The organism is Streptomyces sp. NBC_01304, from assembly GCF_035975855.1.
Taxonomy (GTDB): domain Bacteria; phylum Actinomycetota; class Actinomycetes; order Streptomycetales; family Streptomycetaceae; genus Streptomyces.
In genome coordinates, this window is sequence record NZ_CP109055.1 from 3842451 (window position 1) to 3868771 (window position 26321).

General features: G+C 67.3%; 15 protein-coding genes and 2 riboswitches. Of the genes, 7 read left to right on the forward strand and 8 right to left on the reverse strand.

From position 1 onward, the window contains the following. Positions 1-28 precede the first annotated feature (28 nt). The 4 genes from OG430_RS16640 to OG430_RS16655 form a co-directional block, all read right to left on the reverse strand. Positions 29-1780, reverse strand: a complete 1752-nt coding sequence (locus tag OG430_RS16640) for an ABC transporter substrate-binding protein (RefSeq protein WP_327353283.1) — start codon at positions 1778-1780, stop codon at positions 29-31. A gap of 64 nt (positions 1781-1844) precedes the next feature. Beyond that, on the reverse strand, positions 1845-2843 hold the full coding sequence (locus tag OG430_RS16645) for an ABC transporter permease (RefSeq protein ID WP_327353284.1): 999 nt from the start codon (positions 2841-2843) through the stop codon (positions 1845-1847). A gap of 383 nt (positions 2844-3226) precedes the next feature. Further along, positions 3227-4012 (reverse strand): enhanced serine sensitivity protein SseB C-terminal domain-containing protein, encoded by a 786-nt coding sequence (locus OG430_RS16650; protein ID WP_327353285.1) that lies wholly within the window; start codon positions 4010-4012, stop codon positions 3227-3229. Between the two features lie 183 nt (positions 4013-4195). Then, positions 4196-4963: an enhanced serine sensitivity protein SseB gene (locus tag OG430_RS16655; RefSeq protein ID WP_327353286.1), complete on the reverse strand. Its 768-nt coding sequence runs from the start codon at positions 4961-4963 to the stop codon at positions 4196-4198. Between the two features lie 207 nt (positions 4964-5170). Between OG430_RS16655 and OG430_RS16660 the strand changes: the two genes are divergently transcribed. Together OG430_RS16660 and OG430_RS16665 are read left to right on the forward strand one after the other, a co-directional pair. After that, positions 5171-5965, forward strand: coding sequence for a hypothetical protein (locus OG430_RS16660; protein WP_327353287.1), 795 nt, complete (start codon positions 5171-5173; stop codon positions 5963-5965). A gap of 53 nt (positions 5966-6018) precedes the next feature. Beyond that, on the forward strand, positions 6019-6747 hold the full coding sequence (locus tag OG430_RS16665) for a hypothetical protein (protein WP_327353288.1): 729 nt from the start codon (positions 6019-6021) through the stop codon (positions 6745-6747). Positions 6748-6842: 95 nt separating this feature from the next. On the opposite strand, the gene OG430_RS16670 is transcribed toward OG430_RS16665, so the two are convergent. Continuing rightward, entirely contained in the window at positions 6843-7514 is a 672-nt protein-coding gene (locus OG430_RS16670) for an AAA family ATPase (protein ID WP_442816714.1), read from the reverse strand. A 126-nt stretch (positions 7515-7640) separates the two neighbouring features. Continuing rightward, positions 7641-7740: riboswitch (glycine riboswitch) on the forward strand. Next, a riboswitch (glycine riboswitch) is annotated at positions 7741-7860 on the forward strand. It begins immediately after the preceding riboswitch. A 35-nt stretch (positions 7861-7895) separates the two neighbouring features. Between OG430_RS16670 and gcvT the strand changes: the two genes are divergently transcribed. The 5 genes from gcvT to OG430_RS16695 all read left to right on the forward strand — a co-directional run bounded on the left by gcvT (position 7896) and on the right by OG430_RS16695 (position 14146). Then, a complete protein-coding gene (gene gcvT / locus OG430_RS16675) occupies positions 7896-9032 on the forward strand; it encodes a glycine cleavage system aminomethyltransferase GcvT (protein WP_327353290.1) in 1137 nt (378 codons plus the stop codon). 73 nt (positions 9033-9105) lie between these two features. Beyond that, positions 9106-9489 (forward strand): glycine cleavage system protein GcvH, encoded by a 384-nt coding sequence (gcvH, locus tag OG430_RS16680; RefSeq protein ID WP_327353291.1) that lies wholly within the window; start codon positions 9106-9108, stop codon positions 9487-9489. Between the two features lie 11 nt (positions 9490-9500). Next, on the forward strand, positions 9501-10760 hold the full coding sequence (gene glyA / locus OG430_RS16685; protein ID WP_327353292.1) for a serine hydroxymethyltransferase: 1260 nt from the start codon (positions 9501-9503) through the stop codon (positions 10758-10760). A gap of 208 nt (positions 10761-10968) precedes the next feature. Further along, positions 10969-12621: an APC family permease gene (locus OG430_RS16690; protein WP_327353293.1), complete on the forward strand. Its 1653-nt coding sequence runs from the start codon at positions 10969-10971 to the stop codon at positions 12619-12621. Positions 12622-12763: 142 nt separating this feature from the next. Then, on the forward strand, positions 12764-14146 hold the full coding sequence (locus OG430_RS16695; protein WP_327353294.1) for an L-serine ammonia-lyase: 1383 nt from the start codon (positions 12764-12766) through the stop codon (positions 14144-14146). Between the two features lie 694 nt (positions 14147-14840). Here OG430_RS16695 and OG430_RS16700 read toward each other — a convergent pair. From OG430_RS16700 to OG430_RS16710, 3 genes are all read right to left on the reverse strand, one after another. Next, positions 14841-15176: a hypothetical protein gene (locus OG430_RS16700; RefSeq protein WP_327353295.1), complete on the reverse strand. Its 336-nt coding sequence runs from the start codon at positions 15174-15176 to the stop codon at positions 14841-14843. Positions 15177-15180: 4 nt separating this feature from the next. Further along, the gene (locus OG430_RS16705; RefSeq protein ID WP_327359126.1) at positions 15181-22059 is read right to left on the reverse strand and encodes a polymorphic toxin-type HINT domain-containing protein; all 6879 of its coding nucleotides are present in this window, start codon (positions 22057-22059) and stop codon (positions 15181-15183) included. A 174-nt stretch (positions 22060-22233) separates the two neighbouring features. After that, complete coding sequence (locus tag OG430_RS16710) at positions 22234-25872, reverse strand: LamG-like jellyroll fold domain-containing protein (protein ID WP_327353296.1); 3639 nt, start codon at positions 25870-25872, stop codon at positions 22234-22236. Between the last annotated feature and the right edge of the window lie 449 nt (positions 25873-26321).

Here is a 26321-nt window from a genome sequence, read left to right on the forward strand (position 1 = left end):
CTTCACCTGCCTTCCGGGGCTGCTTCTACTACTTCGTGGTGCCGATGTTGAGGACGTCGTACTGACCGCTCCACGCAGCCGAGGAGGTCACGTTGGTGGCCTTCGGGTTGCGGTACAGCAGGACCTTGAAGTAGGTCAGCGGGACGATGGTGGCCGTCTCCATGGTCTTCTTGTCGACCTCGGTGTAGGCCTTGGTGCGCTGGGCCTCGTCCGGGTTGGAGATGGCACCGTCGAGGAGACCGTTGATCTCCTTGTCGTCCATCTGCGCCAGGTTGGTGTTACCGGACTGGCTGATGGCCTTGCCGTTGAGGATCTGGTTCAGGTAGCCGTAGCCGGAGGGCCAGTCGGAACCCCACTGCATCATGATCAGGCCGATGTTCTCCTTCTCGGTGAACTTCGGGTTGCCCGCGAAGTCCGAGAAGTACTTGCCGCCCGGGTACTGCTTGAGCTTGGCGTCGATGCCGACCTTCTTCAGCGCGGCGATGATCGCGGTCGCGCCGTCGACCTCCGCCTTGCGCTCGCTGCGCGCGGAGATGTAGGTCGAGATCTTCTTCTCGCCGCAGGCCTTCAGCTGCTCCTTGGCCTTGGCGACGTCACCCTTGTTGCCCTCGGTGGCGTACAGGTCGCTCTTCTCGTAGCCCTTGATGTCGGTGGGCAGCACCGTGGAGGCGATGTCACCGCGGATGGGGCCACCCATCGCCGTCTGCACCGAGACCTTGTCGACCGCGTACTGCACGGCCTTGCGGCACTCGAGCTTGTTGAACGGCGCGACCTTGGTGTTGATCGCCATGTAGCTGAGGCGACCACCGAGGGTGTTGTCGGTGTTGGCGTCCTGCTTGCCGCCCTTGATCAGCTTGGCCTGCGTACCCGGGTCGACACCGGCGCCCTTGAGGTCGCCGTGGATCGTGCCGGCCATCAGGTCCTGGTCGATGGTCGTCTGCGCGACCTTCAGGTTCAGGACGATCTTTTCCGGGTACTGCTTGCGCAGCGGGTCGGTCTTCGCGTCCCACTTGGCGTTGCGCTCGAGGACGACCTGCTTGCCCTCGTCGTACTTGGTGAACTTGTACGAGCCAGAGGAGAGCACGGACTTGGTGTAGTCCTGGCCCTTGTCCTTGGCCTGCGGCACCGGCGCCGTCTGCGGGGCGGTCACCAGGTAGTCGAAGTCCATGAACGGCTTGTTCGTGTGGAAGACGATCTCGGTGTCACTCGGCGTCTCGATGGACGCGAGGCCCTTCTCGCTCTTGTCCTTGTACGGGCCCTTGTACTTGTCCTTGTCCTCCAGAAGCGTCTGGAAGTAGTTCGGACCGAGAGAGAGCACGTCACGGGCGAAGTTGGAGCGCTCCACCGCGTACTTCACGTCCTTGGACGTGATCGGGGTGCCGTCCTCGTACTTCAGACCCTCGCGGAGCTTGTACGTCCACGTCTTGCCACCGTCGGACATCTTGCCCGGCTCGGCAGCGAGGTCGGGCACGATCTCGTTGCCCTTCTCGCCCGGCGCGGGCTTGTACGTCATCAGCGGGCGGGCGTACAGCCGGCTGAAGTTGTACATGAACGCGTAGTACGTGTTGCCGGGGTCGAACGACTCGGGGACGTCGGCCATCGCGTAGGTGACCGTGCCGCCCTTCTGGGTCGACTCGTTGACAGTCCCCGTGGTGGCGGCGTTGGCGACGGACTTGTTGCCGTTGCCGTCCTCGTTGCCGTCATCTGCCTTGCTGCAGGCGCTGAGCACGAGGCAAGCGCTGCTGAGGACCGCGGCTGCGGCCACTGCTGACCTTCGCATGATGGTCGGGTTCCCCTCCACTATCGGAAATTTGATTGAGATTCAGCCCGGTATGGGTGGGCCCTCACTTGCTGCGAGGGTCGAGTGCATCCCGGAGGCCGTCACCGAGCAGGTTGAACGCCAGCACGGTGACGAAGATTGCAAGACCAGGCACGATCATGAACTGCGGGTCCACTTCGAACCAGGCCTGCGCCTGGTTGAGCATTCCGCCCCAGGACGCCTGCGGCGGCTGGATTCCGACGCCGAGGAAGCTGAGCGAGGCCTCGAAGATGATGTTGGTCGGGATCAGCAGCGTCGAGTACACGATGATCGGCGCGACGAGATTCGGCAGGAGCTCCCGGAAGAGGATGTAGGGGCCCTTGGCTCCCATCCCGCGCGCGGCGTCCACGAACTCCCGCTCGCGCAGGGCGAGGGCCTGTCCGCGGACGATGCGGCCCATGTAGGGCCAGTTGAAGAATCCGATGACGAAGATGAGTACGCCGATGTGCAGCGGAAGCCCCTCGAGCCCGAAGGCGCCGCCCTGCAGCGTGGCCGAGATGGCGATCGCGAAGAGCAGCAGCGGGAAGGCGAGGAAGCTGTCCATCAGCCGGCTGATCACGGCGTCGACGCGGCCGCCGTAGTACCCCGCCATCAGGCCGAGCACGGTGCCGATGGTGACCGAGAGCAGTGTGGCGCCGAAGGCCACGACCAGGGAGACCCAGGAGCCCTCGAGGATGCGGGACAGGATGTCGCGCCCGAAGCTCGGGTCGACACCGAGCGGGTGGTCCGCGCTCATCCCGCCCCAATCGCCCTTGGGGAGCGAAGTATTGGGGTCGAGCAGGTCCTGGTTGAAGGCGTCCGGGTCGAGGCCGAGCATCGACTGGATGACCCGCGAGAACACTGCGGCCAGGATGAGCAGGATGACGACGATTCCACCTGCCACCGCCACTTTGTCCCGCTTGAAGCGGCTCCAAGCGATCTGTCCGAGCGAACGCCCTTCGATCTGCTTGGACTTGGCGCCCTCCAGTACCGCCTCGGGCGGCACCTCGGCCTGCGATCCGGTGGTCTCAATGGGTGCGGTCATCGTCCCTCGTGCTTGCCCGTGCCGGCGGTTGCCGACAGTGCTTGGCGGCCGCCCGGGTCTGCGGTGCGGTCCGCTGCTGCCGTAGTGCCGGGTGGTTCAGGTGGTCCAGGTGGTGCGTGCGGTACCGATGTTGAGCTTGCACACGCATGCTGCACACCTGTCCGAACTTCTCTTGTCGGGGGAGTCTTCATCGGCGCAGCGATCAGTCGCCAGACCTGACGGGGAATGTTTGCGCAACCGTGATGTGGCCAGGAGGCTTCCGTTATCCGGACGCGTTGATCCCTTGAGCGGAATACAAAGCCCTGACCAAGAGGGCGCAAATCGCCCTTGACGGACGCAAGTTGGGCGCTTTTACGAGCGTTTGCGTGAGGTGACGTGAACCGTCAGTACGCGCGCGGGGCAGACGGCGGATAGCCATAGCCCCCGGCCGGCGCAGGCGCCCCGTGCGCATCCCGGTCGTAGAACGGGCGGGAATTGGCGCGCAGCCACATCGCGACCGGGTCGAATTCGTCGAACATCGCGACGGTCGACACCGGCAGCCCGTCCGGCACCGAGGCGATCGACTGCTGCATCATCGCGCGCACCGCATCCACCGCGGACGGCCCGGTGTCGTACACATCCAGACCGATCGCCAGATAAGGGGCACCGAGCGCGGGCTGCACCCAGGCACGACGGAGCGAGCGCAACGCCGGTGTGCGGTGGGCGTTTTGAGTGAGTTGAGCGTAGAACTGCGGGATTTCAATGGTGGGTTCGGAAATGCGCAGTGGTCCTGCGGGCACCTTGTCCAGTCCCGTGGCGATGCGTCGCAGATCGAGCCAGGGGATGCCGACGCCACCGGCCGGGTCGTGCGGGTTGAGCCAGAGGCCGTACTGGGCGGGGTAGAGCATGGCGGCCACATCGCGGCCGCCGACGACCTCGTACGCCCGTGTCCAGCCGGAGGCGGCGAGCTCCTGGGCGGAGGTCACGCAGGGCGCGTAGCCGTACCCGTCGACCTCGCGGTTGCCGTACTGGGCGTCGGGCGAGCCGGCCTGCCCGTGCAGGAGCAGCATCCAGAGCCGGCCGTCCGCGAGGGCCGCGAGCAGCGACTCGTACGCGTCGTAACGCCCCGGTGTCACCTGGCGCAGCATGTGCTCGACCTGCCCGGCCGCAGCCGTGGGCGACGCACTCACCGAAGACCTGCCCCCTTGGAATGGTGTCCCGTACACAATCGTCGAATCTCCCCGGCCGGATCGCCCCGGCGGCCCGGATACCCGGGTGAGGAAACCAGCTTATGCGGCCGCACCGGCACCGGATCGGCGCTCGCGCCGATCGCTGCCGCTGACAGCTGATTGCCGACGGCTCACGGCCGACGGCTACCGCTGGTAGAAGGGCCGCACCCGTTCGCGCATCCAGTCGCCCACCGGATCCTGGGCCACGTCGAGCAGCACCAGATTCACCGGCCAGGCCACCGGGGTGCGGCCGAGCGCCCGGCCGAGGGCGTCCATGGGGAGGTTACGGGCGGAGCCCTCCCACTGCGAGAGCTCCACGCCGACGAACATGACCGGCTCCCCGCCCTCGACGCTCGCGAGGCACCGCCGGGCGCTGGTGACCACGCCGGTCGCCGCGAACTCCTCGGCGGCCGCCGACAGGAAGTCCATCGGGTCGTGCTGCCAGTCCGGTTCGAAGAGGCGTACGCGGCCGCCGCTCGCGGGACCGTCCAGCGGGGTCCGCCCGGCCCGGCACAGCTCGGCCACGGCGGGCGGGGGCAGCGGGACGCCGACGGTGCCGTCCGGGTTCACGGCGATGCCGAGCAGCGGGGGCAGACCGCGGGCGAACTCGACGGCGGGGGCCACGGTGCAGGCCATGTGCTCGCCGACGACCTGGCGGAACTGCTGCTCGGAGCTGAAGACGGGAACGTAGGCCGCTCCCCCGATGTCCATGGTGGGCAGGTCGAGGTTCGGGCTGTCCTGCGAGCCGCCGTTCGGCAGCGGGATCCAGACCCGGCTGCGGCCGAGCACCTCGACGAGCCGGCCGCCCGCCGAGGGACCGGCGCCCACCGAGGCCGCGAGGACCTCTTCCAGCTCATTGGCGGGCCAGCCGCCGTACGGATGGGCGTGTGCGCCCTGCCCGGGAATGTCCATCTCTTCAACCACCTGCTCGCGACCGCCTTGCCTGCGCCGAAACCCTAACGCCGCACCCCCGGGCGGCGCCGGGGTGCACCCAAATGGACACGCTGAGTTGCTGTCCGGTTGCGGTGCGTGGTGGGCGCTTCGAGGGTGTGCGTAGTACCAACCGCAGATATCAACCGCAGATCCCCATCACAGATCAACCTCAGAAGGGACTCTCTGATGAGAGCGCAGAGATCGGCGTCGGCATCGGCGCGGAGATCGCCGGGACCGCGCACCGCCGCCTCGCTCGCCGTCAGCGCGTCCCTGTGCGGCGCGCTCGCCCTCGGCGTCATGGGCACGGCACCGGCGATGGCTGCGGCACCCGCCGCCACCGGCGACTCGAGCGTGGCCGGGCGTCCCTCGATGCCCCGGACCGCGCGGGACATGGAGTCGCTGCTCGCGGCGATCGACGAGCTCATGAACTCGCCGCTGACCGCCATCAACATCGTCGACGAGGACAAGCTCGACCAGGTCATGACGGAGGCGGACGGCCTGCTGGCCGAGGCGCCGCCCGGACAGCGGCCCGGCGACTGGCCCGCGGGCACGGCGCGCATCGCGCTGAAGAAGGAGGTCGACCGCCTGGTGAACGCCGCGGGCGAGGGCGACTGGCTCGCGGCCGGGATCTCCCAGGCGGCCGTGCCGAAGCTCGTCACGGACCTGCTGAGCGCGGTGGGGCTCGACGAGTACATCGACAAGATGCCCACGCTGCCCGACCCGGCGGACCCCACCGGGCCCACGACTCCGACCGCTCCCGCGACGACGCCTCAGACGCCTCAGACGCCTCAGACGCCGACCGTGCCGCCCGCCCTGCCCGCATGGCCGGCCACGCCCACTCCCCCGTCGACGCCCGCCTGGCCGTCCCTGCCCGCCACACCGCCCGCCTGGCCTTCCTTGCCGGCCACGCCGCCTCCCGCCTGGCCGGGCCTGCCGCCCGCGCCGCCCGCGTTCCCCCCGGCCTTCCCCGGCCTGCACTGATCCTCCGTACGCCCGAAACACCCCAACCCCCCACCCCCTGAAGGGAATTCACCATGCAGGTCAGCAGAACCCTCGTCGCCCTCGCCGTCTCCGTGTCCCTCTCCGCCGGCACGGTCGCCCTCGCCGCGGCCCCCGCCATGGCGGCCAACGACCCCGACCGCGTGGCCGCCGCCCGGGCCGGTGAGGACGAGCGCGCGGTGCGCGTCGAGCGGAGCATCGACAAGCTCTACTCCGCGATCGAGAAGTTCGCCTCGCGCACCTCCTCCGGCAAGGCCGACGCCGGCGACCAGCGTGCGGTGTACGCCGCCCTGGACGAGGTGTTCTCCACCACCAAGGACGCCGAGCCGGAGCCGCCGGTCACCGACCCCGCCGCCATGCCGCCCGCCGACACCGCGGCCGAGCCGGCCAAGGACGCGGCGGCCGCCGCCAAGAAGGCGGACGACGACAAGAAGAAGGAGGCCATCGCCAAGGCGAAGGCGGCCCTCAAGACCGAGGTCGACGTCCTGGTGAAGGCCGCGACCGGCGGCGACGTCCTGAAGCTCGTCGCGTCCCTCCAGCTGGTCCCGAAGCTCGCCATCGACCTGGTGCTCCAGGTCGGCCTCGGCAACCTCGGCATCGACCTGTCGGCGATCCTGGGCGGCCTGAAGCCGCCGGCCGGCCTGCCCGCGCTGCCCAACCTGCTGCCCATCCCCGGCCTGATGCCGCCGGCCGCGACGCCCGCCATCCCGGGCCTGACGCCGCCGGCCAACCCGCTGGCGGGGCTCATCCCGGGCCTGAAGTAGCGGCAGCCGCTGAACGCAGGGACCCCGCACCTGACAGGTGCGGGGTCCCTTGTCGTTGGTTTTCTGCCTGCTGCCGGTACGTCACCGGCGTCCGGTCAGCCGCCGAAGGTGATCCCCTGCAGCGTGTCCACCGCATCGCGGTCGAGCAGCACCGCCGAGGCGCAGCCCGCCGGGATCCGGCCCCGCTCGGCGTCGCCCACCAGGCGGCGGACCGCCCTGCGGTGGCGGGCGAAGGCGTAACGCGAGACGCCCCGGCCGCGCTCGCGCATCCCGGCCAGTGCGGTGGTCTTGTCCACGTCGAGCAGCAGCAGGTGCAGGCCCTTGCCCCGGCGGGCGGCCTCCCGGGCCAGCCACCGCCGCACCCACGTCTGCGTACCGCAGTCGTGCACGACGACGCTCGCGCCCGAGCGCAGTGCCCGGCGCAGTCCGGCGAAGTGGGCGAGGCGGACCAGCGGACGGTAGACGGCGTACGGAAGGAGCCTGGGCATGCGGTCCGCCCAGCGGTCCCGGGCGTCCTGCGAGTCGAGACGAGGAGCGGCGACCGCCCGCTTGATCAAGGTGGTCTTGCCGCTGCCGGGCAGTCCGGAGACGACGACCAGGTCGCCCTCGGCGAAGAAGAGCCGGCGGGGGGTGCGTCCCGCCCTGTCCCGGAGGTCACGCACCACAGGGCCAGCGCCGCCCACGGCCTCTCGTGCGGGCGCGCCCGCCTGCTTCGGTATGGCGACCCCGGTGGTGGTCGCGTACGCGCTGGTTCTCTGCAACGTGATCGTCCTCCCCGATGCCGTTCACGTAACTCTCTGACGACGAGTGTAAAGAGCCGGTAATGCGGCACAACCTCATTACGTCCCCCGAAGACGTGCAATGATGTGCCCGCCAACTGCATACCGGCCGCTTGAATCCGCGCGGGAGAGCCCCCAGACGTCGTCGGGCTGGGGCGCCGAAGGAGCAAGTCCCTCCCTTGAATCTCTCAGGCCCAGTTACCGCGCGGGCGAGGCAGATCTGAAAAGCGGGCCGCAGCCGTGGCTCCACCCAAGGTGCAAGCCGCGCCCCCAGATGCGTACTTGATACGTGCGGGCGTGGTGAACCTCTCAGGTTTATGACAGATGGGGAGGATCGACCTCGCCAGTCATGCCCTGGGAGCCACACTTATGAGCACTGTCCCCCGTCTCACCGCCCTCGATGCCGTGCATCGTGCACTGGGCGCGACCATGACCGATTTCGCGGGCTGGGACATGCCGCTGCGGTACGGCAGCGAGCGTGACGAGCACAACGCCGTCCGTACGAAGGCCGGACTCTTCGACCTCTCGCACATGGGCGAGATCGCCGTGATCGGCTCCGCCGCCGCGGACTTCCTGAACTTCGCGCTCGTCGGCAACATCGGCTCGGTCGGTGTCGGCCGCGCCCGCTACACCATGATCGTGGCCGAGGACGGCGGCATCCTGGACGACCTGATCGTCTACCGCCTCGCCGAGACCGAGTACATGGTCGTCGCCAACGCCTCCAACGCGCAGGTCGTGCTCGACGCGCTCACCGCCCGCGTCGAGGGCTTCGACGCCGAGGTCCGCGACGACCGCGACGCGTACGCGCTGCTCGCCGTCCAGGGCCCCGAGTCCCCCGGCATCCTGAAGTCACTCACGGACGCCGATCTGGACGGCCTCAAGTACTACGCGGGCCTGCCCGGCACCGTCGCGGGCGTGCCCGCGCTGATCGCCCGCACCGGGTACACCGGCGAGGACGGCTTCGAGCTGTTCGTCGACCCGGCGCACGCGGAGCAGCTGTGGCAGGCGCTGATGGCGGCGGGCGCGCCCGTGGGCCTGGTGCCCGCCGGCCTCTCCTGCCGGGACACGCTGCGCCTGGAGGCGGGCATGCCGCTGTACGGGCACGAGCTGACGGCGGAGCTGACGCCGTTCGACGCCGGGCTCGGCCGGGTCGTCAAGTTCGAGAAGACCTCGCACTCCGAGGACTTCGTGGGGCGGGCGGCGCTCGCGGCCGCCGCCGAGCGTGCCGAGACGGCGCCGCCGCGCAAGCTCGTCGGCCTGATCGCCGAGGGCCGCCGGGTCCCGCGCGCGGGCATGTCTGTAACTGCCATGGGCGGAGCCGACGGCGAGGTCATCGGTGAGATCACGTCCGGTGCCCCGTCCCCGACGCTCGGCAAGCCGATCGCCATCGCGTACGTCGATGCCGCGCACGCGGAGCCGGGCAGCAAGGGCGTCGGCGTCGACATCCGCGGCACCCACGAGCCGTACGAGGTCGTCGCTCTGCCCTTCTACAAGCGCCAGAAGTGACCCTGACCTTCCACAGCTTCCGTACTTTTCCCTCGTCCACCAGCACTCCCCCGCGTACAGGAGAATTCAGGCCATGAGCAACCCCGCGCAGCTGCGCTACAGCAAGGAGCACGAGTGGCTGACGCCCGCCGAGGACGGCGTGGCGACGGTCGGCATCACGGAGCACGCGGCGAACGCGCTCGGCGACGTGGTCTTCGTGCAGCTTCCCGAGGTCGGCGCCGAAGTCGAGGCCGGTGAGAGCTGCGGCGAGCTGGAGTCCACCAAGTCGGTCAGCGACCTGTACTCCCCCGTCAACGGCGAGGTCACCGAGATCAACCAGGACGTCGTGGACGACCCGGCGCTGGTCAACTCCGCCCCGTTCGAGGGTGGTTGGCTGTTCAAGGTGCGCATCTCCGGTGAGCCGGAGGGCCTGCTCTCCGCGGACGAGTACACCAAGTTCGCCGAGACCGGCGAGTGAGGACCGAGCCCATGTCTGTTCTCAACACCCCGCTGCACGAGCTCGACCCGGAAGTGGCCGCCGCGGTCGACGCCGAGCTGCACCGTCAGCAGTCCACGCTCGAGATGATCGCCTCGGAGAACTTCGCTCCGGTCGCGGTCATGGAGGCGCAGGGCACCGTCCTCACCAACAAGTACGCCGAGGGCTACCCGGGCCGCCGCTACTACGGCGGCTGCGAGCACGTGGACGTGACCGAGCAGATCGCGATCGACCGGGTCAAGGAGCTGTTCGGCGCCGAGTACGCCAATGTGCAGCCGCACTCGGGCGCCTCGGCCAACCAGGCCGCGCTGTTCGCCATCGCCCAACCCGGCGACACGATCCTGGGCCTGGACCTGGCGCACGGCGGTCACCTCACGCACGGCATGCGCCTGAACTTCTCCGGCAAGCAGTTCGACGTGGTCGCGTACCACGTCGACGACAACGGCCTGGTGGACATGGCCGAGGTCGAGCGCCTCGCCAAGGAGCACCGCCCCAAGGTGATCATCGCGGGCTGGTCGGCGTACCCGCGCCAGCTGGACTTCGCCGAGTTCCGCCGGATCGCGGACGAGGTCGAGGCGTACCTCTGGGTCGACATGGCGCACTTCGCCGGCCTGGTGGCCGCGGGTCTGCACCCCAACCCGGTGCCGTTCGCGGACGTGGTCACCTCCACCACGCACAAGACCCTCGGCGGTCCGCGCGGCGGCATCATCCTGGCCCGGGACAAGACCTTCGCGAAGAAGCTCAACTCGGCGGTCTTCCCGGGCTTCCAGGGCGGTCCGCTGGAGCACGTCATCGCGGCCAAGGCGGTCTCCTTCAAGGTCGCCGCCACGGACGACTTCAAGGAGCGCCAGGCCCGCACGATCGAGGGCGCGCAGCTCCTCGCCGAGCGGCTTACGGCTCCGGACGCGCGCGAGGCGGGCGTCGACGTGCTGTCCGGCGGTACGGACGTGCACCTGGTCCTCGTCGACCTGCGCAACTCGGAGCTCGACGGCCAGCAGGCCGAGGACCGGCTCCACGAGGTCGGCATCACGGTCAACCGGAACGCGGTCCCGAACGACCCGCGGCCGCCCATGGTGACCTCGGGTCTGCGCATCGGTACGCCGGCGCTGGCGACCCGTGGTTTCCAGGCCGAGGACTTCCGTGAGGTCGCGGATGTCATCGCGGAGGCGCTGAAGCCGACGTACGACGCGAAGGCGCTGGCCGCTCGGGTGTCGGCGCTGGCGGCCAAGCACCCGCTGTACCCGTCGCTGTAGAACACCTCGCTGTAAAACGCCTTGCCGTAAGACGCATGGGCACAAGGGCCCGCCCGGTGGTTATCCACAGGGCGGGCCCTTTGCTGTGACCTTGGACCCACGGATCCTGGCCGAAGAGCGGAGCAATCCTCAAAAGAGCGCAAATACGGTCTATATAAGGCTCCGTCTCCTGGGCGGAGCCACGACGGACTAGGACGGTACGCAACCCATGGATATGAGTGCGGCGAATCGCAAGGGGCTGAGCCTCTTCGCCCTCATCATGATCGGCCTCGGCTCGATCTTCGGCTCCGGCTGGCTCTTCGGAGCGGGCCAGGCCGCAACGGTCGCGGGGCCCGCCGCCATCATCGCCTGGGTGATCGGTGCCGTCTTCATCGGCATGATCGCCATGTCGTACGCCGAGGTGGGCGCGGCCTACCCGCTGCCCGGCTCGATGGCCCGCTTCGGCTCCATCTCGCACGGCCCGGTGCTCGGCTTCATGACCGGCTGGGCCTGCTGGATCGCGATCGCGGCGCTCATCCCGATCGAGTCGATCGCCTCCACCCAGTACATGGCGTCCTGGAACTTCGGCTGGGCCAAGGGCCTGGTCGAGAACGGCGGTCTGACGACCTCCGGCATGGTGATGGCGTTCGTCCTCACCGTCGTCCTGTGGCTGGCCTGCTACTGGTCGGTGGCGCTGCTCGCCAAGGCCAACAACCTGCTCACCCTGGTCAAGTTCGCCATCCCGGTGCTCGCCGTGGTCGCGCTGATCGCCTCCGGTTTCCACACCGGCAACTTCACCAACCACGGCGGCTTCGCGCCCAACGGCTGGTCCGCGGTGATGACCGCCGTCACCACCTCCGGTGTGGTCTTCGCCTTCAACGGCTTCCAGGCCGTGGTCAACCTCGGCGGCGCCGCCAAGAACCCGGGCCGCGCCATCCCGCTCGCCCTCGTCGGCGCGCTCTCGCTCGGCCTGGTCATCTACATGGCCCTGCAGATCACCTTCATCGGCGCCGTCCCGCCGGCCCAGCTCGCCGAGGCCGGCGGCTGGAGCGGCATCAACTTCGCCTCGCCGTTCGCCGACCTGGCCAAGATCCTCGCCCTGCACTGGGTCGTCATGACGCTGCAGTTCGGCGCGTTCATCTCGCCGTCCGGCGCCAACATCGGCAACGTCGCCTCCGCCTCCTTCATGGCGCAGAACCTCGCCGACACCGGCTTCTTCCCGAAGAAGATCCGCCAGGTGCACCCCAAGTACGGCACCGCGCGTCCCGCGATGTGGCTGAACCTGGGCTTCTCGCTGATCCTGCTCTTCACCGTGGGACACAGCTGGGAGGCGCTCGCCGCCGTCGTCTCCGCCGCGATGGTCGTCTCGTACCTGATCGGCCCGATCGCCGTCGGCGTCTTCCGCGAGACCAAGCCGGAGCTGCCGCGTCCGTTCCGTCTCCCGGCGGCACGCATCCTGTGCCCGCTCACCTTCGCCTTCGCGGCCTGCGCGCTGTACTGGACGAAGTGGCCGGACACCGGCAAGGTCGTGCTGCTCACGCTGGTCGCCGCCCCGATCGCGGCCGTCGTCCTGAAGCGCAAGGGCGAGAAGAACCTGGCCAAGCAGTTCGCCCCGGCCTGGTGGCTGATCACCTTCCTGCTCTGGATCGGCGTCCTGTCGTACATCGGCGGCGAGGAGTTCGGCGGCCGCGGGTACATCCCGGGCGGCGTGGCCATCGCGCTGGTCGGCGTCTCCGCACTGGGCTTCTACTTCTGGGCCGTAAGCTCCGGCATCAGGGCCCACATGGCCGGGCTGCCCGGCCCGGACCCGATCCTCGATGCCCCGGCCACTGACGATGTTCCCGCCGCTGACCAGCAGGAACGCGAGCTCACCCCGGCCTGAGGCCGCTTCGGTGGACGAGCCCGGCGCTTGGCGCGTTAGGCTCGTTCACCGGACAAAATCCGCACACTTGTTTACACCCCTCAGCCACCCGGCTGATCGCCTGCCCCGCACACCCCACGAGCAGACAAGGGAGTCCGCCACCGTGGCCATCTCCGTCTTCGACCTCTTCTCCATCGGCATCGGCCCGTCCTCGTCCCATACGGTCGGTCCGATGCGGGCAGCCCGGATGTTCGTGGGCCGCCTGAAGAAGGACGGTCTGCTCGCCCAGACCGCCTCCGTGCGTGCCGAGCTCTTCGGCTCGCTGGGCGCCACCGGGCACGGCCACGGCACTCCGAAGGCGGTCCTGCTCGGCCTCGAGGGCCACTCTCCGCGCACCGTCGACGTGGAGAAGGCCGACGACGAGGTCGAGCGCATCCGCCAGACCGGCAAGCTGCGGCTGATGGGCGCCGAGATAGGCGATGCCCATGTCATCGACTTCGATGAGCCGAACCAGCTGATCCTGCACCGCCGCCGCTCGCTGCCGTACCACGCGAACGGCATGACGATCTTCGCCTACGACGCCTCGGGCAACCCGCTCCTGGAGAAGACGTACTACTCGGTCGGCGGCGGCTTCGTCGTCGACGAGGACGCGGTCGGCGAGGACCGGATCAAGCTCGACGACACGGTGCTGAAGTACCCCTTCCGCAGCGGCGACGAGATGCTGCGCCTCGCCCGCGAGACCGGCCTGTCGATCTCCTCGCTGATGCTGGAGAACGAGAAGGCCTGGCGCACCGAGGAGGAGATCCGCGAGGGCCTCCTGGAGATCTGGCGCGTCATGCAGGCCTGTGTCTCGCGCGGCATGTCCCGCGAGGGCATCCTGCCGGGCGGTCTGAAGGTACGCCGCCGCGCCGCCTCCCAGGCCCGCCAGCTGCGCGCCGAGGGCGACCCGATGCTGCACCGCGGCGAGTGGACGACGATCTACGCGATGGCGGTCAACGAGGAGAACGCGGCGGGCGGCCGCGTCGTCACCGCCCCCACCAACGGCGCCGCGGGCGTGCTCCCCGCGGTCCTGCACCACTACATGAACTTCGTGCCCGGCGCCGACGAGGACGGCATCGTCCGCTTCCTCCTCGCGGCCGGCGCGATCGGCATGCTCTTCAAGGAGAACGCCTCCATCTCCGGCGCCGAGGTCGGCTGCCAGGGCGAGGTCGGCTCCGCCTGCTCGATGGCCGCGGGCGCGCTCGCGGAGGTCCTGGGCGGCACCCCCGAGCAGGTGGAGAACGCCGCCGAGATCGGCATGGAGCACAACCTCGGCCTGACCTGCGACCCGGTCGGCGGCCTGGTCCAGATCCCGTGCATCGAGCGCAACGGCATGGCGGCGGTCAAGGCCGTCACCGCGGCGAAGATGGCGATGCGCGGCGACGGCTCGCACAAGGTCTCCCTCGACAAGGTCATCAAGACCATGAAGGAGACCGGGGCCGACATGAAGGTCAAGTACAAGGAGACGGCGCGGGGCGGGCTCGCGGTCAACGTCATCGAGTGCTGAGAGAACACCATCTGAGCTGCACGTTTGACTCTTTCAGCTCTGTCACGGGCTTTCTGGTCTGCACGGCAGATCGTCCCTGAAAGGTCCCTGTGACAGAGCTGAAAGTCCCTGAAAAGTCCATGGGGAATCCCTGCCAATTGACGCGGTGACCTGGTGTTTTCAGGGTGCTCATGTCGCGCTCTGCGCAGAACGCTCGCAGCGGTGAGGCCTGAGCTCCACGTCGCCCTCCCCGACCACTGCTCTCAGCCGCTGAAGCACTGTCACGAAGAGCAGCAGCGCGACCGGGACACGACCGCGCCGAGTGTCAGCACAACGCGTACGTCTTCCCCGCACCGCGGAGAAGGGGTGCTTGGCTAGACCAACCTCTTCCGGCCCCCTATCGCGCTCTCCGCAAGGGCCGCTCTGCTCGCCTGCAATAGGGCATGGGCCTCGTCGTCATCAAGGAACTTGTCGGGCTAGATCCACATCGGCATCACCGCCACCGTCTACGCTCACGTACGCCTCCGCCACCAGCGGGAGGCAATGACCGCACCCGGCATCGCCCTCAATCGCCCCTGACGACACACGGCAACGGCGGCGAACACCTCGGGTGTTCTCCGCCGTTGCCGTCAACTACTGCCGTCAGACACCCGTGAGGCCCTATCGGCGACGGCCGATGGGGCCTCAAACTCGCTAACGAGAACCGCCTGGGCGGTCAATCAATCGCACCATCGCCTTCAAGGCGCACGAGGACCCCCTCCGGCCCCCCCGTCGCCAGAACGTCTTCCAGCACCTCGCAGATACTGTTAATTCCGGCTTCCCTTACAAGCAGGAGGTCGGGGCAGTTGAAGTATCTGCCGCTGAAGCACTCTCCTGTCAGTTCCCATCGCTTCCAGATGGCATCTACCTCCGCCAAAGTGAGAACGGTCGCACTCCATCGCGATCCATCCCTCAGCGTCAGAATCAGATCCAGATTCGACGCCTCTTCTGACTCTTGCCCGAGCGCGATCATGAAGAGAGCAGTGGCATCACCAATCTCTCTCTGGATCAACGAGTCACCGCCCATAAATACCCTGCAATCTAGCGATCACCGCAGGCTCATTTCCCTTATCCGCTTTACCGACGATCTGAATGCCGCTTTCAGTGTTCCGGAAGAACAGCCTCGCCCCGTTCTTGGAGCGAGCGTAGGCAACATCCGTCCCGGTCAAGAACCCGTTTCCGATACCCGGATTCAAGTTGCCTTCCGCCAACCTCGCCTGCATCGCATCAAGATCCCGCTGAACCGTCTGATTCTTTCCGGCTTTCTGTGCAGCCCTAACAAGAAGCGGATCATCATGAATTGCCGACGTCAGCGTGGGGCATGTGCTGTTGTGAACGAGAACCGGCGTCTGTCCAGCGAGTACATAGTACGTGTGGAGGTCGTCGACGGTGAGGTTGTAGGTGCGGGCGTGCTTGGTGAAGGGCTTGTTGGCGGTAACGATGACAGTGTCACCGTCGTCGGTCAGCAGGGTCATGCCCGCCTTGAGCTCTTCTGCTTCAACCCAGGCGCCCTCAGAGGGTGACCAGAACGGGTGCTCGTAGGTTGCTGTGAGGGTTTCGATTCCATCGTCGGTAGCGATGGAGAGCGTGTTGAAACGCTTGTCGTCCTCGGTGACGATCAGGCGCGTTACCTCCCGAGGCCCCTGCTCGCCGGTTTCGGGATCCTTGGCAAGGACCTTGTCACCGAGCTCCACGTCCTCAATGTCTTTAGTTGTGCCGTCGGCCATGAGGACGTCGGTGCCGGCAAGGAAGCACTTGCAGCCACTCGCAGCAAATGACTTGATGGCCGTTGCTACCCCTTTGGAAACCCCGAAGCCGGCAAGCATGTACGGCAGGTCGCCGATCTTCTCCTGCATCGCGTTGAACTGTCCTGCGTCGATGCTGCAGTTGTTGTGCAGGCAGTAGGTGGCCGCAATGTATTTGGCCGTGGCTACCGCACCGGGCGTGCCTTCGTGGGCGGAGAGGTATGCCCATGCCTTGATGCAGCCTGTCTTTCCGAAACAGGCCATGCCGGTGGGCACCATGCCGTCGCCCTTACGTGCTGCGGGGTTGTCCCAGAAGTCACCTCCGCCCCAGTGGGCTCGGGCCTGCCACATCCCCATGAGGAAGTTGGGATCGTTGCTGGCAGGGCCCATCGCGACGAGGACGTCTTCGGGTGAGGGTCCGGGTGAGGGCGCATCATCGTAGGCCGCGTCACTGTTGTCTTTGCATCGGGTGCAGGGTCCGGTCTCATCCGGGCCTCGCCCATCGTGGCCTTCGGGCTCGGGCATTGGATCGCCATCGTCCGGACAGGCCTCGTAGGATCCGCCTTCGCCGCCGCACGCCAAAGCCATACCGCTGGGGTCGGAGTTGGAGACGGGGTTTTGAGCGCCGTAGCTGTAGCCGTTGAACGTCTGGTGCTTGTCGAGTTCGAGGATCGGGTCGACGCTGATGAACTGGCCGATGGCCGGGTCGTATTCTCGGGCGCCGATGTGTGTGAGGCCGGTGGTGGTGTCGTTGGTCTTGCCGAGAAATCCCTTGTCGTTGGGCCAGGTCGGCCCTGTGGGCTTTCCGCGTTCGGCACCGAAGGGGGACGTGTAGCGCTTGCTAGGGGTTTGGGTGTTGTCGGCGGTGATCGCCAGGGACTGGGTGCCGTGGTGGTCGCCGGCGAGGTAGGTCAGCTTGTTGGCGCCGGTCTCGTTGGAGCGGACGGCAACTGTTCCGTAGTAGCGCTGGGCCCAGGTGGTGCCGTTGGCCTTGAGGTGCAGCTCTGTTGCTCCGGCGTAGAGGATGCGTTCGCCGTCTTGGGTGTTTCGGATCAGGAGTGTGCCATCGGGGCCGTAGAGGTAGTCGGTTGCCTTGCCGTCCTCAGTGAGTTTGGCGAGCTTGCCCTCTTCTGACCAGACCAGGTCCTGAGCTGTCTTCGGGCCGGGGCGCTTATCGGTGTTGCCGGTGTCGTCGTAGGTGTAGGTGTCTTCAGGACTGGCGCAGTCGGCCTTGGTGCTGGTCCCGGTGAGGGCGTGTGGCTGTGTGGCCTTGGTGTAGCAGTAGGTGGTCTTGGTGTCACCAGCACCCTTGTGGGCGGTCTCCGAGGTGCGCTGGCCGGCGTCGTTGTAGTCGTAGGAGCTCCAGTACGGGGCCGGTCCAGACAGGCTGGTGGCGCTGGGTGCGTCGACGCACTTCTGTGAGCTGGGCGTCCACGCCTCGGTCAGACGCTGGTGGCCGTCGTAGGCGAAGCACTGGGTCTCCGGGCCGCCGCCAAGGGTGGAGGTATCAGCGATAGAGGTGACGTTGCCGGTCTGGTCGTAGGTGTAGTTGAGGTCCTGCAGCGGGCTCGAGTGGGCCTGGGCGTTGAGGTAACTGCGGGTCAGACGCCCTGTGCCCTCTTCGAAGGTGCTGGCGAGGTAACTCTTCTTGGTCGCCTCGGTGTTGGCAGTGCCCAGGGTGAGCAGGTCGGCCTGGCCGAGCGCGGTGTAGTGGGTGTCGAGGATGTAGCCGGTGCTGCCGCCGAGCGTGGTGGGCTGGCCGAGGCCGTTGTAGCCGTACTCGACGATCTCCGAGGGTAGGCCGCCCAGGGCGGGCTCCTTGGTGTTCTGCAGGGTGCCGTCGATGTTGTAGTAGCTGGTGTACTCCAACGTCTGCGGAGCTCCGGCCTTGACCAACGGGTCGCCAGCGGGCAGGTCCAGTTTGGTGGCAGTGGGCCGGCCGAGGCTGTCGTATTCGGTGACACTCTGGGTGTACGCCTGGCCGGTCTTGCCACCGACGTAGCGGGTGGAAGTGTCCGGCAAGCCCTTGCCGCTGGTGACGCTGTCGTAGGTGTAGCCGTTGAGTTGGGTGGCATCGCTCTTCGTGCCGGCCCAGGTGCCCTTGGCTCGACCGATTTCGTCGTACTCGGTCAGGACCGACTTGCCTTCGGCATCAGTGGACTTGATGGCCCGGTCGAGGATGTCGTAGTCGGTGTCGGTGGTGCCCTTGTCCGGGTCGGTGGCCTTGTCCAGGCGCCCGTAGAGGTCGTACGTGTTGCTCCACTTGGCCTGGTCCGGACCGGTGATGGTCAGCGGCTTGTCGTCCAGCGTGAAACCGAACTTGGTGGAGGTGAAGCCTTCACTCGGAGCGTCGCCGCTGTATTCGGTGTCGGTGGGGTTCTTGCTCGCGTATTCGCGGGTTTCGACGGTGCGGCCACGGGCGTCGGTAATGGCGCGGGTGGACGAACCTCCGTCCAGGGCGGTGGTGGCGGTGGAGTCACCGGTGTACGTGGTGGAGGTGGACCACTTCTTGACGCCGCCGATCAGGAAGGTGCTGGTGATCGGTCGCCCCGCGCCGTCGAAGACGGTCTCGGCCTGCTTGGGGGCCTTGCCGTAGGCAGCCCGCGCGTAGGCGCCCTTGGGGGTACTGGTCGTGTCGAAGATGTCCGCGTGCTGCTCGTAGGCCAGGCCGCGAGTGTCGTAGCGGGTATCGGTGAGGATTCGACCGCCCTGTGGGGTCGGGGACTGGGTCTGCAGCGGCCTCAGCAGCGCGTCGTAGATCGTGTAGCTGGTGTTGTAGGTGGTGCCGTCCCTTTTCAGCGTCGCACTCGACACCCAGGACTGGTCCTTGTTGTCGATGTGGTAGGCGAATGTGCTGTTGGGGCTCTGGGTACCACGGTCGCGGTTGGGCAACCACACATCGGTCAGGCGACCCAGAGCGTCGTAGGCCTGCTCAGTCTTCTTGGTGTTGGCATCGAAGCTGCGCAGCACCAAGCCACGGCGTGCATCGAGGTACTTGATGGCCTTGAAGCCCTTGGAGTCCGTAGCGATGGTCTTGGTCAGCGGACCCGATGCGGCGGGGGTGTATGCGGTGATGGCGGCAGGGACCGTGCTGTCGGCGCCGCTCACACTGAGCGGGCGGCCGAGATCGTCATAGCTGGTGGCGGAGATCTTCTGCCAGGTGACCACTGCGGCAGAGCTATAAGCCTTGGCCCGGCCGGTCCAGGTCGGCTGGCCCTTCGTCGGCTTCATCTGGGAGGACCAGGCGACGCCGTCGTAGGCGGTGGCGATGTCCGACAGAACATCGCCCCGCTTGGAGTCATCCGCCGGCAGGCTGAGGTCGGCGTTGCCCAGGGCGCAAAGCTTGCCGACGCTTCGAACGCGCGAGGCCAGGCCTGTCAGGCCAGCATCGTCGTTGCGGGCGTACCAGGTGAACTGGCAGGTCTCGTCCCCAGTCTTGGCGTCGTCGCCTCGGTCCTCGACCTTGTAGGTCATGCCGTAGTCGTCGAAGGTGGTGGCGACAGTGCGGGAGCGCCACTTCTTTGCTGTGGTCAGGTAGGTGTAGCTGGTTGATTCCTTGGTGCGCACATAGCGGGCGGCGTGGTCGGCTGCATCGGGCACGCTCTGGCGCGCGGTCTCCTTGGACCACGGCTCGTTCGCTTGCGCGCTGATCGCGGTGGTGCCGTTGTAGGTGACCTTCTGGCGCAGTTGGCCGGCGTACTGGTCGCTGTCGGTGATTCCGGAGATGCCGAGTGCCGGTGCGGCGAGGGGGGCGAGGGTGACGGAGCGGGTGGTGCCGTCCTTCTTCTTGTCGCCGTTCATGCCCTGCATGTAGAGCGAGACCGTCTTGGAGCGTGTGGTGCTCTCGGCCCCCGTCTGCACGGTGACTTGCCGGTAGCCGCGCCAGTCGGACCAGGTCCGCTCGTCCTTGGGGGTGAAGGGGTCGTCGCTGTAATGCCAGGCCGCATCCGAGTAGTCGTAGTGGTGCTCGACCGCCTCGTTCTGGCCGGTGGGATCGGCCTCCGTGACGGACAGGACGCGGTACTTGTGGAACCAGTCCACCTTGGCGACCGAACCACCGTTGATGTTCCAGTACAGCGGATAGCAGGAACGGGTGTTGGTGTCCTCCGCCGCCGAGTGGACCTCGTCGTACTGGCACTGCGGGGACGACATGGTCACCGTAGTGATGGCGCCGGTCTCCGAGGTGATGGTGGAGATGCGGTGCCGCTTGATGGGCAGGATGTCGTCGGTCGTGCCGTCGACCCGGTTGGGCAGGCGCTGGTAGGTGAACGTGATCGGGTTGAGGGCGATGTCGGTGCCGGCCTTGGCGGTCCGCTTGATCGACTCCAGGACCAGCACGTGGTCCGAGGTGTCGCCGATGTCACCGGCGTCCTTGTAGTCCTGGCCGAGATCCCAGGAGTCCACCGCGTCGTAGGCCTTCGATGTGGCGTTCCAGGAGTAGGTGTTGATGCCGGTCAGGCGCTTGCGGGAGAAGAAGTTTGGACCCGCGGAGTTGCATTCGCTGGCGCCGTCCGCGCAGATCGCGTCGAACGGTACGTCCGGCCAGTTCTTGGCAGTGTCCTTGGTCAGTTCGGCGCAGTCGGAGACGGTGCAGCGCTCGGCGTGCTCGAGGGTGACCTTCGCGTCGGCGTCGTCGGTGAACAGGGCGCCCTTGCGCAGCCCGTACTTGATCTCCTTGAGGTAACCGCCGCGGGTGTAGGAGGCGTTCGCGGTGGCCGCCTTGTTCTTCTTGTAGTGGTTGGACTCCTTGGCATACCAGTAGGTGGCTGCGTTGCCGCTGGTGTCCTCGACGTAGTCCAGGTTCCACCGCCATGCCTGAGTCAGTTCCCGGTCGCCGAACGCGCCGCCTTTGTCATAGCCGGGCTCGCCGCTGTCGTCGCCGAACACGGGCACGGTCCAGGTGGAGTTGGTGCGCTGGTCGGCGGCGCCCTCGAGCTTGTTCAACCCGAAGACGTACTTGGTGCCATTCCCGGTGATCACGGTCCAGTGCTCGCCGTTGTCGTCACCATTGTCGGCGCCGGTGGAGCGGATCACCTTCGAGGCGTCATCCCCCGCCAGCCGCCACACACCGTCACTCACCTTGATCAGGCGATTGGCCTTGCCGTTCAGAACCAGCCGGGCATTGTCGTACTTCCAGCAGCGGTCGAACACATCGTCATGCCCGTCCTTGTCGCAACTGCCGTAGCTGCGCTCAATGTAGGACTCAGAGACACCGAAGCCCTCGCCGACGGCGCTGCCCTGGTTGTTGGTGGCGGCGGTGCGCCCGTCGATGCCGCCGGAGTCATACGCCAGCGATAGTCCGGGAGCCGGACCGGCCGCGGCAGGCGGCAAGGTGAAGTCATAGGACCAGGTGAAGGAGCCCGAGCTGCCGCCGGCCTGCCAGGCCGAGGAGTTCGATAGGGCGGTGGCGGAGAAGTCGCCGGTGCCCTTGGGGTTCTGCCCGCCCGAGGCAGCGGCGGTCACCGCCAGCACCGTGGCAGCCGAACCGGCCGAGGTCAGCTGCGTCGACGTGCCTTCCTCGGCTGCAGGCAGTGCCACCTGTGCCGAGACGCTCTGCTCATGGACGTCGTTGGCCGACTTCAATGGCGTCTGCTTGCGGCACTGGGTCTTGTCCGGCGTGGTCAGCGCGCAGGCTGGCAGCTGCACGAGACGCAGACGCTCAGCCCAGCCTCCGCCCACGGCAGAGGCGAACTGGCCGTAGTCGACCGTGATGGTGGCCGTGCCGGCTTCTTCGGCGGTGGCGGTCAGCAGGACGCCGGTCAGGCCGGCCTTGCGGGTGGCCTTCTGGTCCAGGACCGTGATGCGGGCCTTGCCGTCGGCGGCCGGAGCCTTCTTGGTCGCCTTGGGGTCCAGGGAGACCGGCATGCCGCTCGGCGCGGCCGTCTTGGCTCCGTCCAGGTCCAGCGTGGCGGTGCTCTGCTTGGGCCAGGTGGCCGTCTGTTCCTGGCGGGCCTTCTTTTCCTGGGCGTCGCCCGCCTTACGGTCCTTGGCAACCTTGTCCCGGGCCTTCTTGGCACCGAGCTCGTCGATGACCTTGACCTTGGTGACCTTCGAGTTGGGCAGGTCCGGCTTGCCCAGGCCCTTGTCCTCGGCCACCGCGACAGTGGTCTGCCCGACCGGGGCCAGCAGCGCGGCCGCCAGCGTGGTCACCACCACGGTGCGGCCCCAGCGCCGTCTCCCCGCCCCTCGGCGCTTTGAGGTGCCTATGCCAAAAGCCATCAGTTCTGCCCCACCCAGTTCATGAAAAGGAGTTCGCCCAAGTCGTTGTGTGGCCCTCGAGGCCGCTCTGTGGGCCGCGCCGTCGCGCGGCCCACAGGGCGTCGGTCAGTCGCCGACGTGTGCGTCGATCTGTTCCGAGCTGGCCATTGCCCCGGCCCACAGCCGTACGTCGGAGATCCGTGCCGGCAGATGGTGCTTCCAGGCACCGCCGTTAAAGGCCTTGCCGAGAGCGAAGTCACCCGTGCCGAGTTTGACGCTGTACTTGGTGTCGTCGCCGTTCTGGTTGTGGCCGAGATACAGGCTGATCGTGCCCTTGAGGGAGTCGTAGATCCCGGTGAGCCTGACGGGACTGTCCAGCGCGGCGCCCTCGTCAGAGACCACAGAGCTGAATGTGCCGTCCGCGTTGAGGCGGCCGAAGTGCCAGCGGCCCGAGGGGGTCACCTTCTCGATGTCCTCGCCGGTGTCCGGGTCCGGAACGGTCTCAGTCTTCTTGCCGGTCATCTCGAACCACAGGCCCCAGCTCGAGCCGTCCGCGGTGCGCTGGCCGAGGACTTGGCCGATGTAGCCGACATCCTTCTTGGCAAGCTCAGCACTGGGCAGACTGACCGAAGTGGACACAGTGAACGCCGCATGGTCGTACACCAACGGACCAGGCGCAGTGGCGGCATCGTCCACGCCGTCGAGCACAATCTGCCCGCCGCTCAGCGAGGCCCCGCCCTGCAGCGTCAGGCTCTTGCCGTAGCCGGAGGTCGAATCCGCGACCGTGGTGCCGCTGCCGCGAGTGGCATCCCAGTCCGCCACCAGTTCCACGCCCGCGAACTGCGCCGAGGTCAGCAACTGCGCTTCATCGGCAATCAACTCGTACGGCAGCGCCTGCTGCCACACCGCAACCTCATCGATCGAACCGGGGAAGTACTTGCTGTAGCTGCTTCCGCTGGCACTCTGAAGCCGACCGAACTGCAGCGGCGCATCCGAGGCGATCGTCTTGGACACCGCCACCGCGCCGCCCTGGAGGCGGCCATCCACGTAGAACTTCAGTTGCTGGTTGTCCGGGTCATAGGAGGCCGCGAGGTGCGTCCAGACATTGGGCTGGGCCTCATAGACCGAGTAGCTGCCTTGGTAGCTGTTGGTGTCGGCACTACGGACACCGAAGTACCACTTCTTCGAACCGGCTACGTACCACAGCGCGAACGGATTTCCATCGGGCCCCTTCTGCCCCAAGACGGCTGCGTCGTTGGCCATCGAGTCCAGGCGCACCCAGGTGGAGATCGTGTATGCCGAGCGAGGCTCGAAAGCCGGGCCGCTGGTAGCGGCATATCCGGTGCTGCCGTTGAGAGCGAGGCCCTTGTCCGTGATCACATTCGCCAGCGGAAGCCCCTCGGCGTCATGGGTGATCTGCCCACGCCGGCCGCGGTCGTCGCGCCCAGCACCGCCCGCCAGGGTGGCGTTGTGCCTTGTGGTGCCGCTGGCCGTGCCGGTGTCGATCGCCGCACCGCTGGCCTCGTCGAAGCGCCAGCGCCCGAGCGGCCCCTCGCCGGACTTCACCAGGTAGTCGACAGTGCTCTGGGCTCCGGGGCGTCCCTCTTCCACGTTGTCGACGGCGCGCACATAGATGCGGTACGTGCCGGAGCGTGGCGGGGTGTAGGTGGCCGCCTTGGTCGTGGTGCGGGTCCAAGAGGCTTCGGAGGACATCTTGTACTCAAAAGCGGCCACGTTCGTGTCGCCGGCGGCCGGGGCGAACGTGAACGTCGACTTCTGGCCAGGGCCACCGTTGGCAGCACAACTGTCCGGTAGGCAGGGTGTGTAGGGGGCGCCGAGGGTGACCTGGGGTGCCTTGGGGGCGGTCTTGTCGACCTTGAAGTAACACCAGCCGGTGGTCGACGCGTTCGACGGACCGGCCAAATGGCTCTTGCCGGCGTTGTAGTAAGACTGCACCCACGCCCGGTATCGGTACAGCTTGGCTTCGGCCAGTGTCGACCAGGTGATCGTCTGCTTCTTACCATCGCCGACATACGCACTGCCCGACGGGCGGACGTCGCCATTGCCGGCAGGTGTGTCCGACCAAGTGTTGTCGGTGTTCTGGTGGTCCAGGTCGTAGTAGATCTTCAGTTCGGCTTCCTTCTCACCGCCCGGCTTGGTCTGCGTGGTCGCTGCCAGGCCCGGAGTCGGATCGGAGACGATGGCCGGGTCGGAGGCATCCTTCTCACACACGGTTCCCGCACCGGTGACCAGTCCGACGCTGGTGGGCTTGTCCGGCAGGCCGACGAAGTCCACCTCGAGGACGGCGTCGTTGCGGAATCGCTTCCAGGCCGCGGTGTCCGTCTCGTCATGCGCCTTGATCATCAAGGTGAGGTTCTTGAACTTGCCCGCCGCGAAGTCCCGCACCGTGGGGGTGAGGTTCTCGTTCGATTCGTCCGGGCTGTCGTTGAACTCGATCGGCGCGTCCGGAGAATCCGGATCACACAACGAGCCCCGTCCCGCCGACACATACCGGTCACCCATGGTGTCCCAGCCGCCCGGCCGCGAACCCCAGGTGGTGGCGGAGGAGATGTTGTCCTTGGTGCGGATCAGGTCCACCCAGCGCGGGTCGCATTGGAACGCCCACGGCTCGGTCACCTTAAAGCTGGCGTCCAGGACCTTCTTGCCCTTCAACGCTGCCGGGGAGAACTCGAAGTACAGGCGCTGCACATAGCCCGGACCGCACGGATAGCCGTTCCAGGTACCGCACTTGCCCACACCCTTGCCCAGGTCATCCTCGCCATTGCCCCAGTCGTAGTCCTCATAGCCGTCCGAGCGCAGCAGGGTCCGCTCGGTCTCGCTCCAGGTGTGGCTCGGGTCGATGAACAGCGGGAATGCCGCCTCCGGCGTGCCGGTCAGCATCTTGGTGTCCGGCACGATGGACAGCGCGTCCTTGTCGACCTGGACGTCCATGGGGGCCACGGCATCGCCCTGACCCGGCTCCAGTCCCTTGCCCGACGGGGCGGCCTCGGACGGATCCGCCGGCGTCTGTGTCTCAGTAACTGCGCTTCGGGCGGCCACGGTCGGCGCCTTGACGGCATCCTGGCCGGCCGAATCCCACATCTGAGCCCGCGGCGCCTTGAACACCGCCTGCCCGTCGCCGTCCACCGCAGCCAGATTGCCCGCCGCGCCCTCCCGCACATCAAGGCCCGTGGTCTTCAGGCCGAAGGTGAGCTCCTTCAGCTCCTCGCTCGCCGCGGCCTGAGGGGTCTTGACCACCAGCACATGCTGGAAGCTCTCGACCGTCGCTGTCACCTTCAAGTCGACGCCCGGAAGCACCTCGGGGTAAAGCGCGCTGGCCCCGTTCAGCTTCGGCGCGGGCAGCTTCCCGGGCCACTGCAGCTCCAACGACCGGCCACGGCTGGCAATCCGCGCCAACGGGTCACTGGCACCTCCCCCAGAGAACACGATCTGCGGTGCCGCCGCTTTGGGCGCCACTGAACCGTCCGTGCGCTTCTCCAACGTCGCGTCTGGCACCTGCCAACCGCCGCCCGGCTTCGAAACCCGTACCGGCACCGACGACTCGCGCAGGGTGAAGGAGTACCCGTCAGGGTTGGCCAGGACTGTGGTGCGCTCGGAGCGCTCGCTGGTGACCTCAATCTGCTTGCCTGAAGCCTGCGCCTCCGCGAGGGCCTTCTGGCCCTCCGACAACTCCGGAGCCTCTTCGGCCGACGCTGCGGCCAGTGCCACAGGCACCTGGACCGAAGCTGTCGACAGCAGACCCATGAGCGCTACAGCCGCTACGCCACGCGCCCGGCCGGTTCTGCGGCGATGCGCCATTCGGGCATGACGATGCCCCCACCCCAACTCCACAGTCCCCACCCCAGAGTTACCAAATTTTCACGAGTGAAGGGAGTTAACGCTGCACTAGTTCCGCCCGTCAATGTGAACTGCATCACAAATATCCGCCCACTCCTTGGAGTGACCTGGGGAAACGCCAGGGGATGTCCGGGAATGCGGCCCCCTCATCAAAACCCCCTCCCCTTCACCTTGCGTAATCGGCTACGGCGCAAATACGCCACTCCAGCCGCCGCACTTACGCAACACCAGGCGAGAGGCGCCCGCCTGACAGTCCGTGCACCAGGGAGAACTCACCCACTCCCATCGATCGCCCATCCCCCCAGAACCAGCCACGCCTGTCACCTACCGACACGTACCGCGACCCACCGAGCAAG

Bases quoted from the DNA above. Each gene is read 5' to 3' on its own strand.
- OG430_RS16640 (WP_327353283.1), bottom strand. From the start codon at position 1,780: ATGCGAAGGTCAGCAGTGGCCGCAGCCGCGGTCCTCAGCAGCGCTTGC.
- OG430_RS16645 (WP_327353284.1), bottom strand. From the start codon at position 2,843: ATGACCGCACCCATTGAGACCACCGGATCGCAGGCCGAGGTGCCGCCC.
- OG430_RS16655 (WP_327353286.1), bottom strand. From the start codon at position 4,963: ATGGACATTCCCGGGCAGGGCGCACACGCCCATCCGTACGGCGGCTGG.
- OG430_RS16660 (WP_327353287.1), top strand. From the start codon at position 5,171: ATGAGAGCGCAGAGATCGGCGTCGGCATCGGCGCGGAGATCGCCGGGA.
- OG430_RS16665 (WP_327353288.1), top strand. From the start codon at position 6,019: ATGCAGGTCAGCAGAACCCTCGTCGCCCTCGCCGTCTCCGTGTCCCTC.
- gcvT (WP_327353290.1), top strand. From the start codon at position 7,896: ATGAGCACTGTCCCCCGTCTCACCGCCCTCGATGCCGTGCATCGTGCA.
- gcvH (WP_327353291.1), top strand. From the start codon at position 9,106: ATGAGCAACCCCGCGCAGCTGCGCTACAGCAAGGAGCACGAGTGGCTG.
- glyA (WP_327353292.1), top strand. From the start codon at position 9,501: ATGTCTGTTCTCAACACCCCGCTGCACGAGCTCGACCCGGAAGTGGCC.
- OG430_RS16690 (WP_327353293.1), top strand. From the start codon at position 10,969: ATGGATATGAGTGCGGCGAATCGCAAGGGGCTGAGCCTCTTCGCCCTC.
- OG430_RS16710 (WP_327353296.1), bottom strand. From the start codon at position 25,872: ATGGGTCTGCTGTCGACAGCTTCGGTCCAGGTGCCTGTGGCACTGGCC.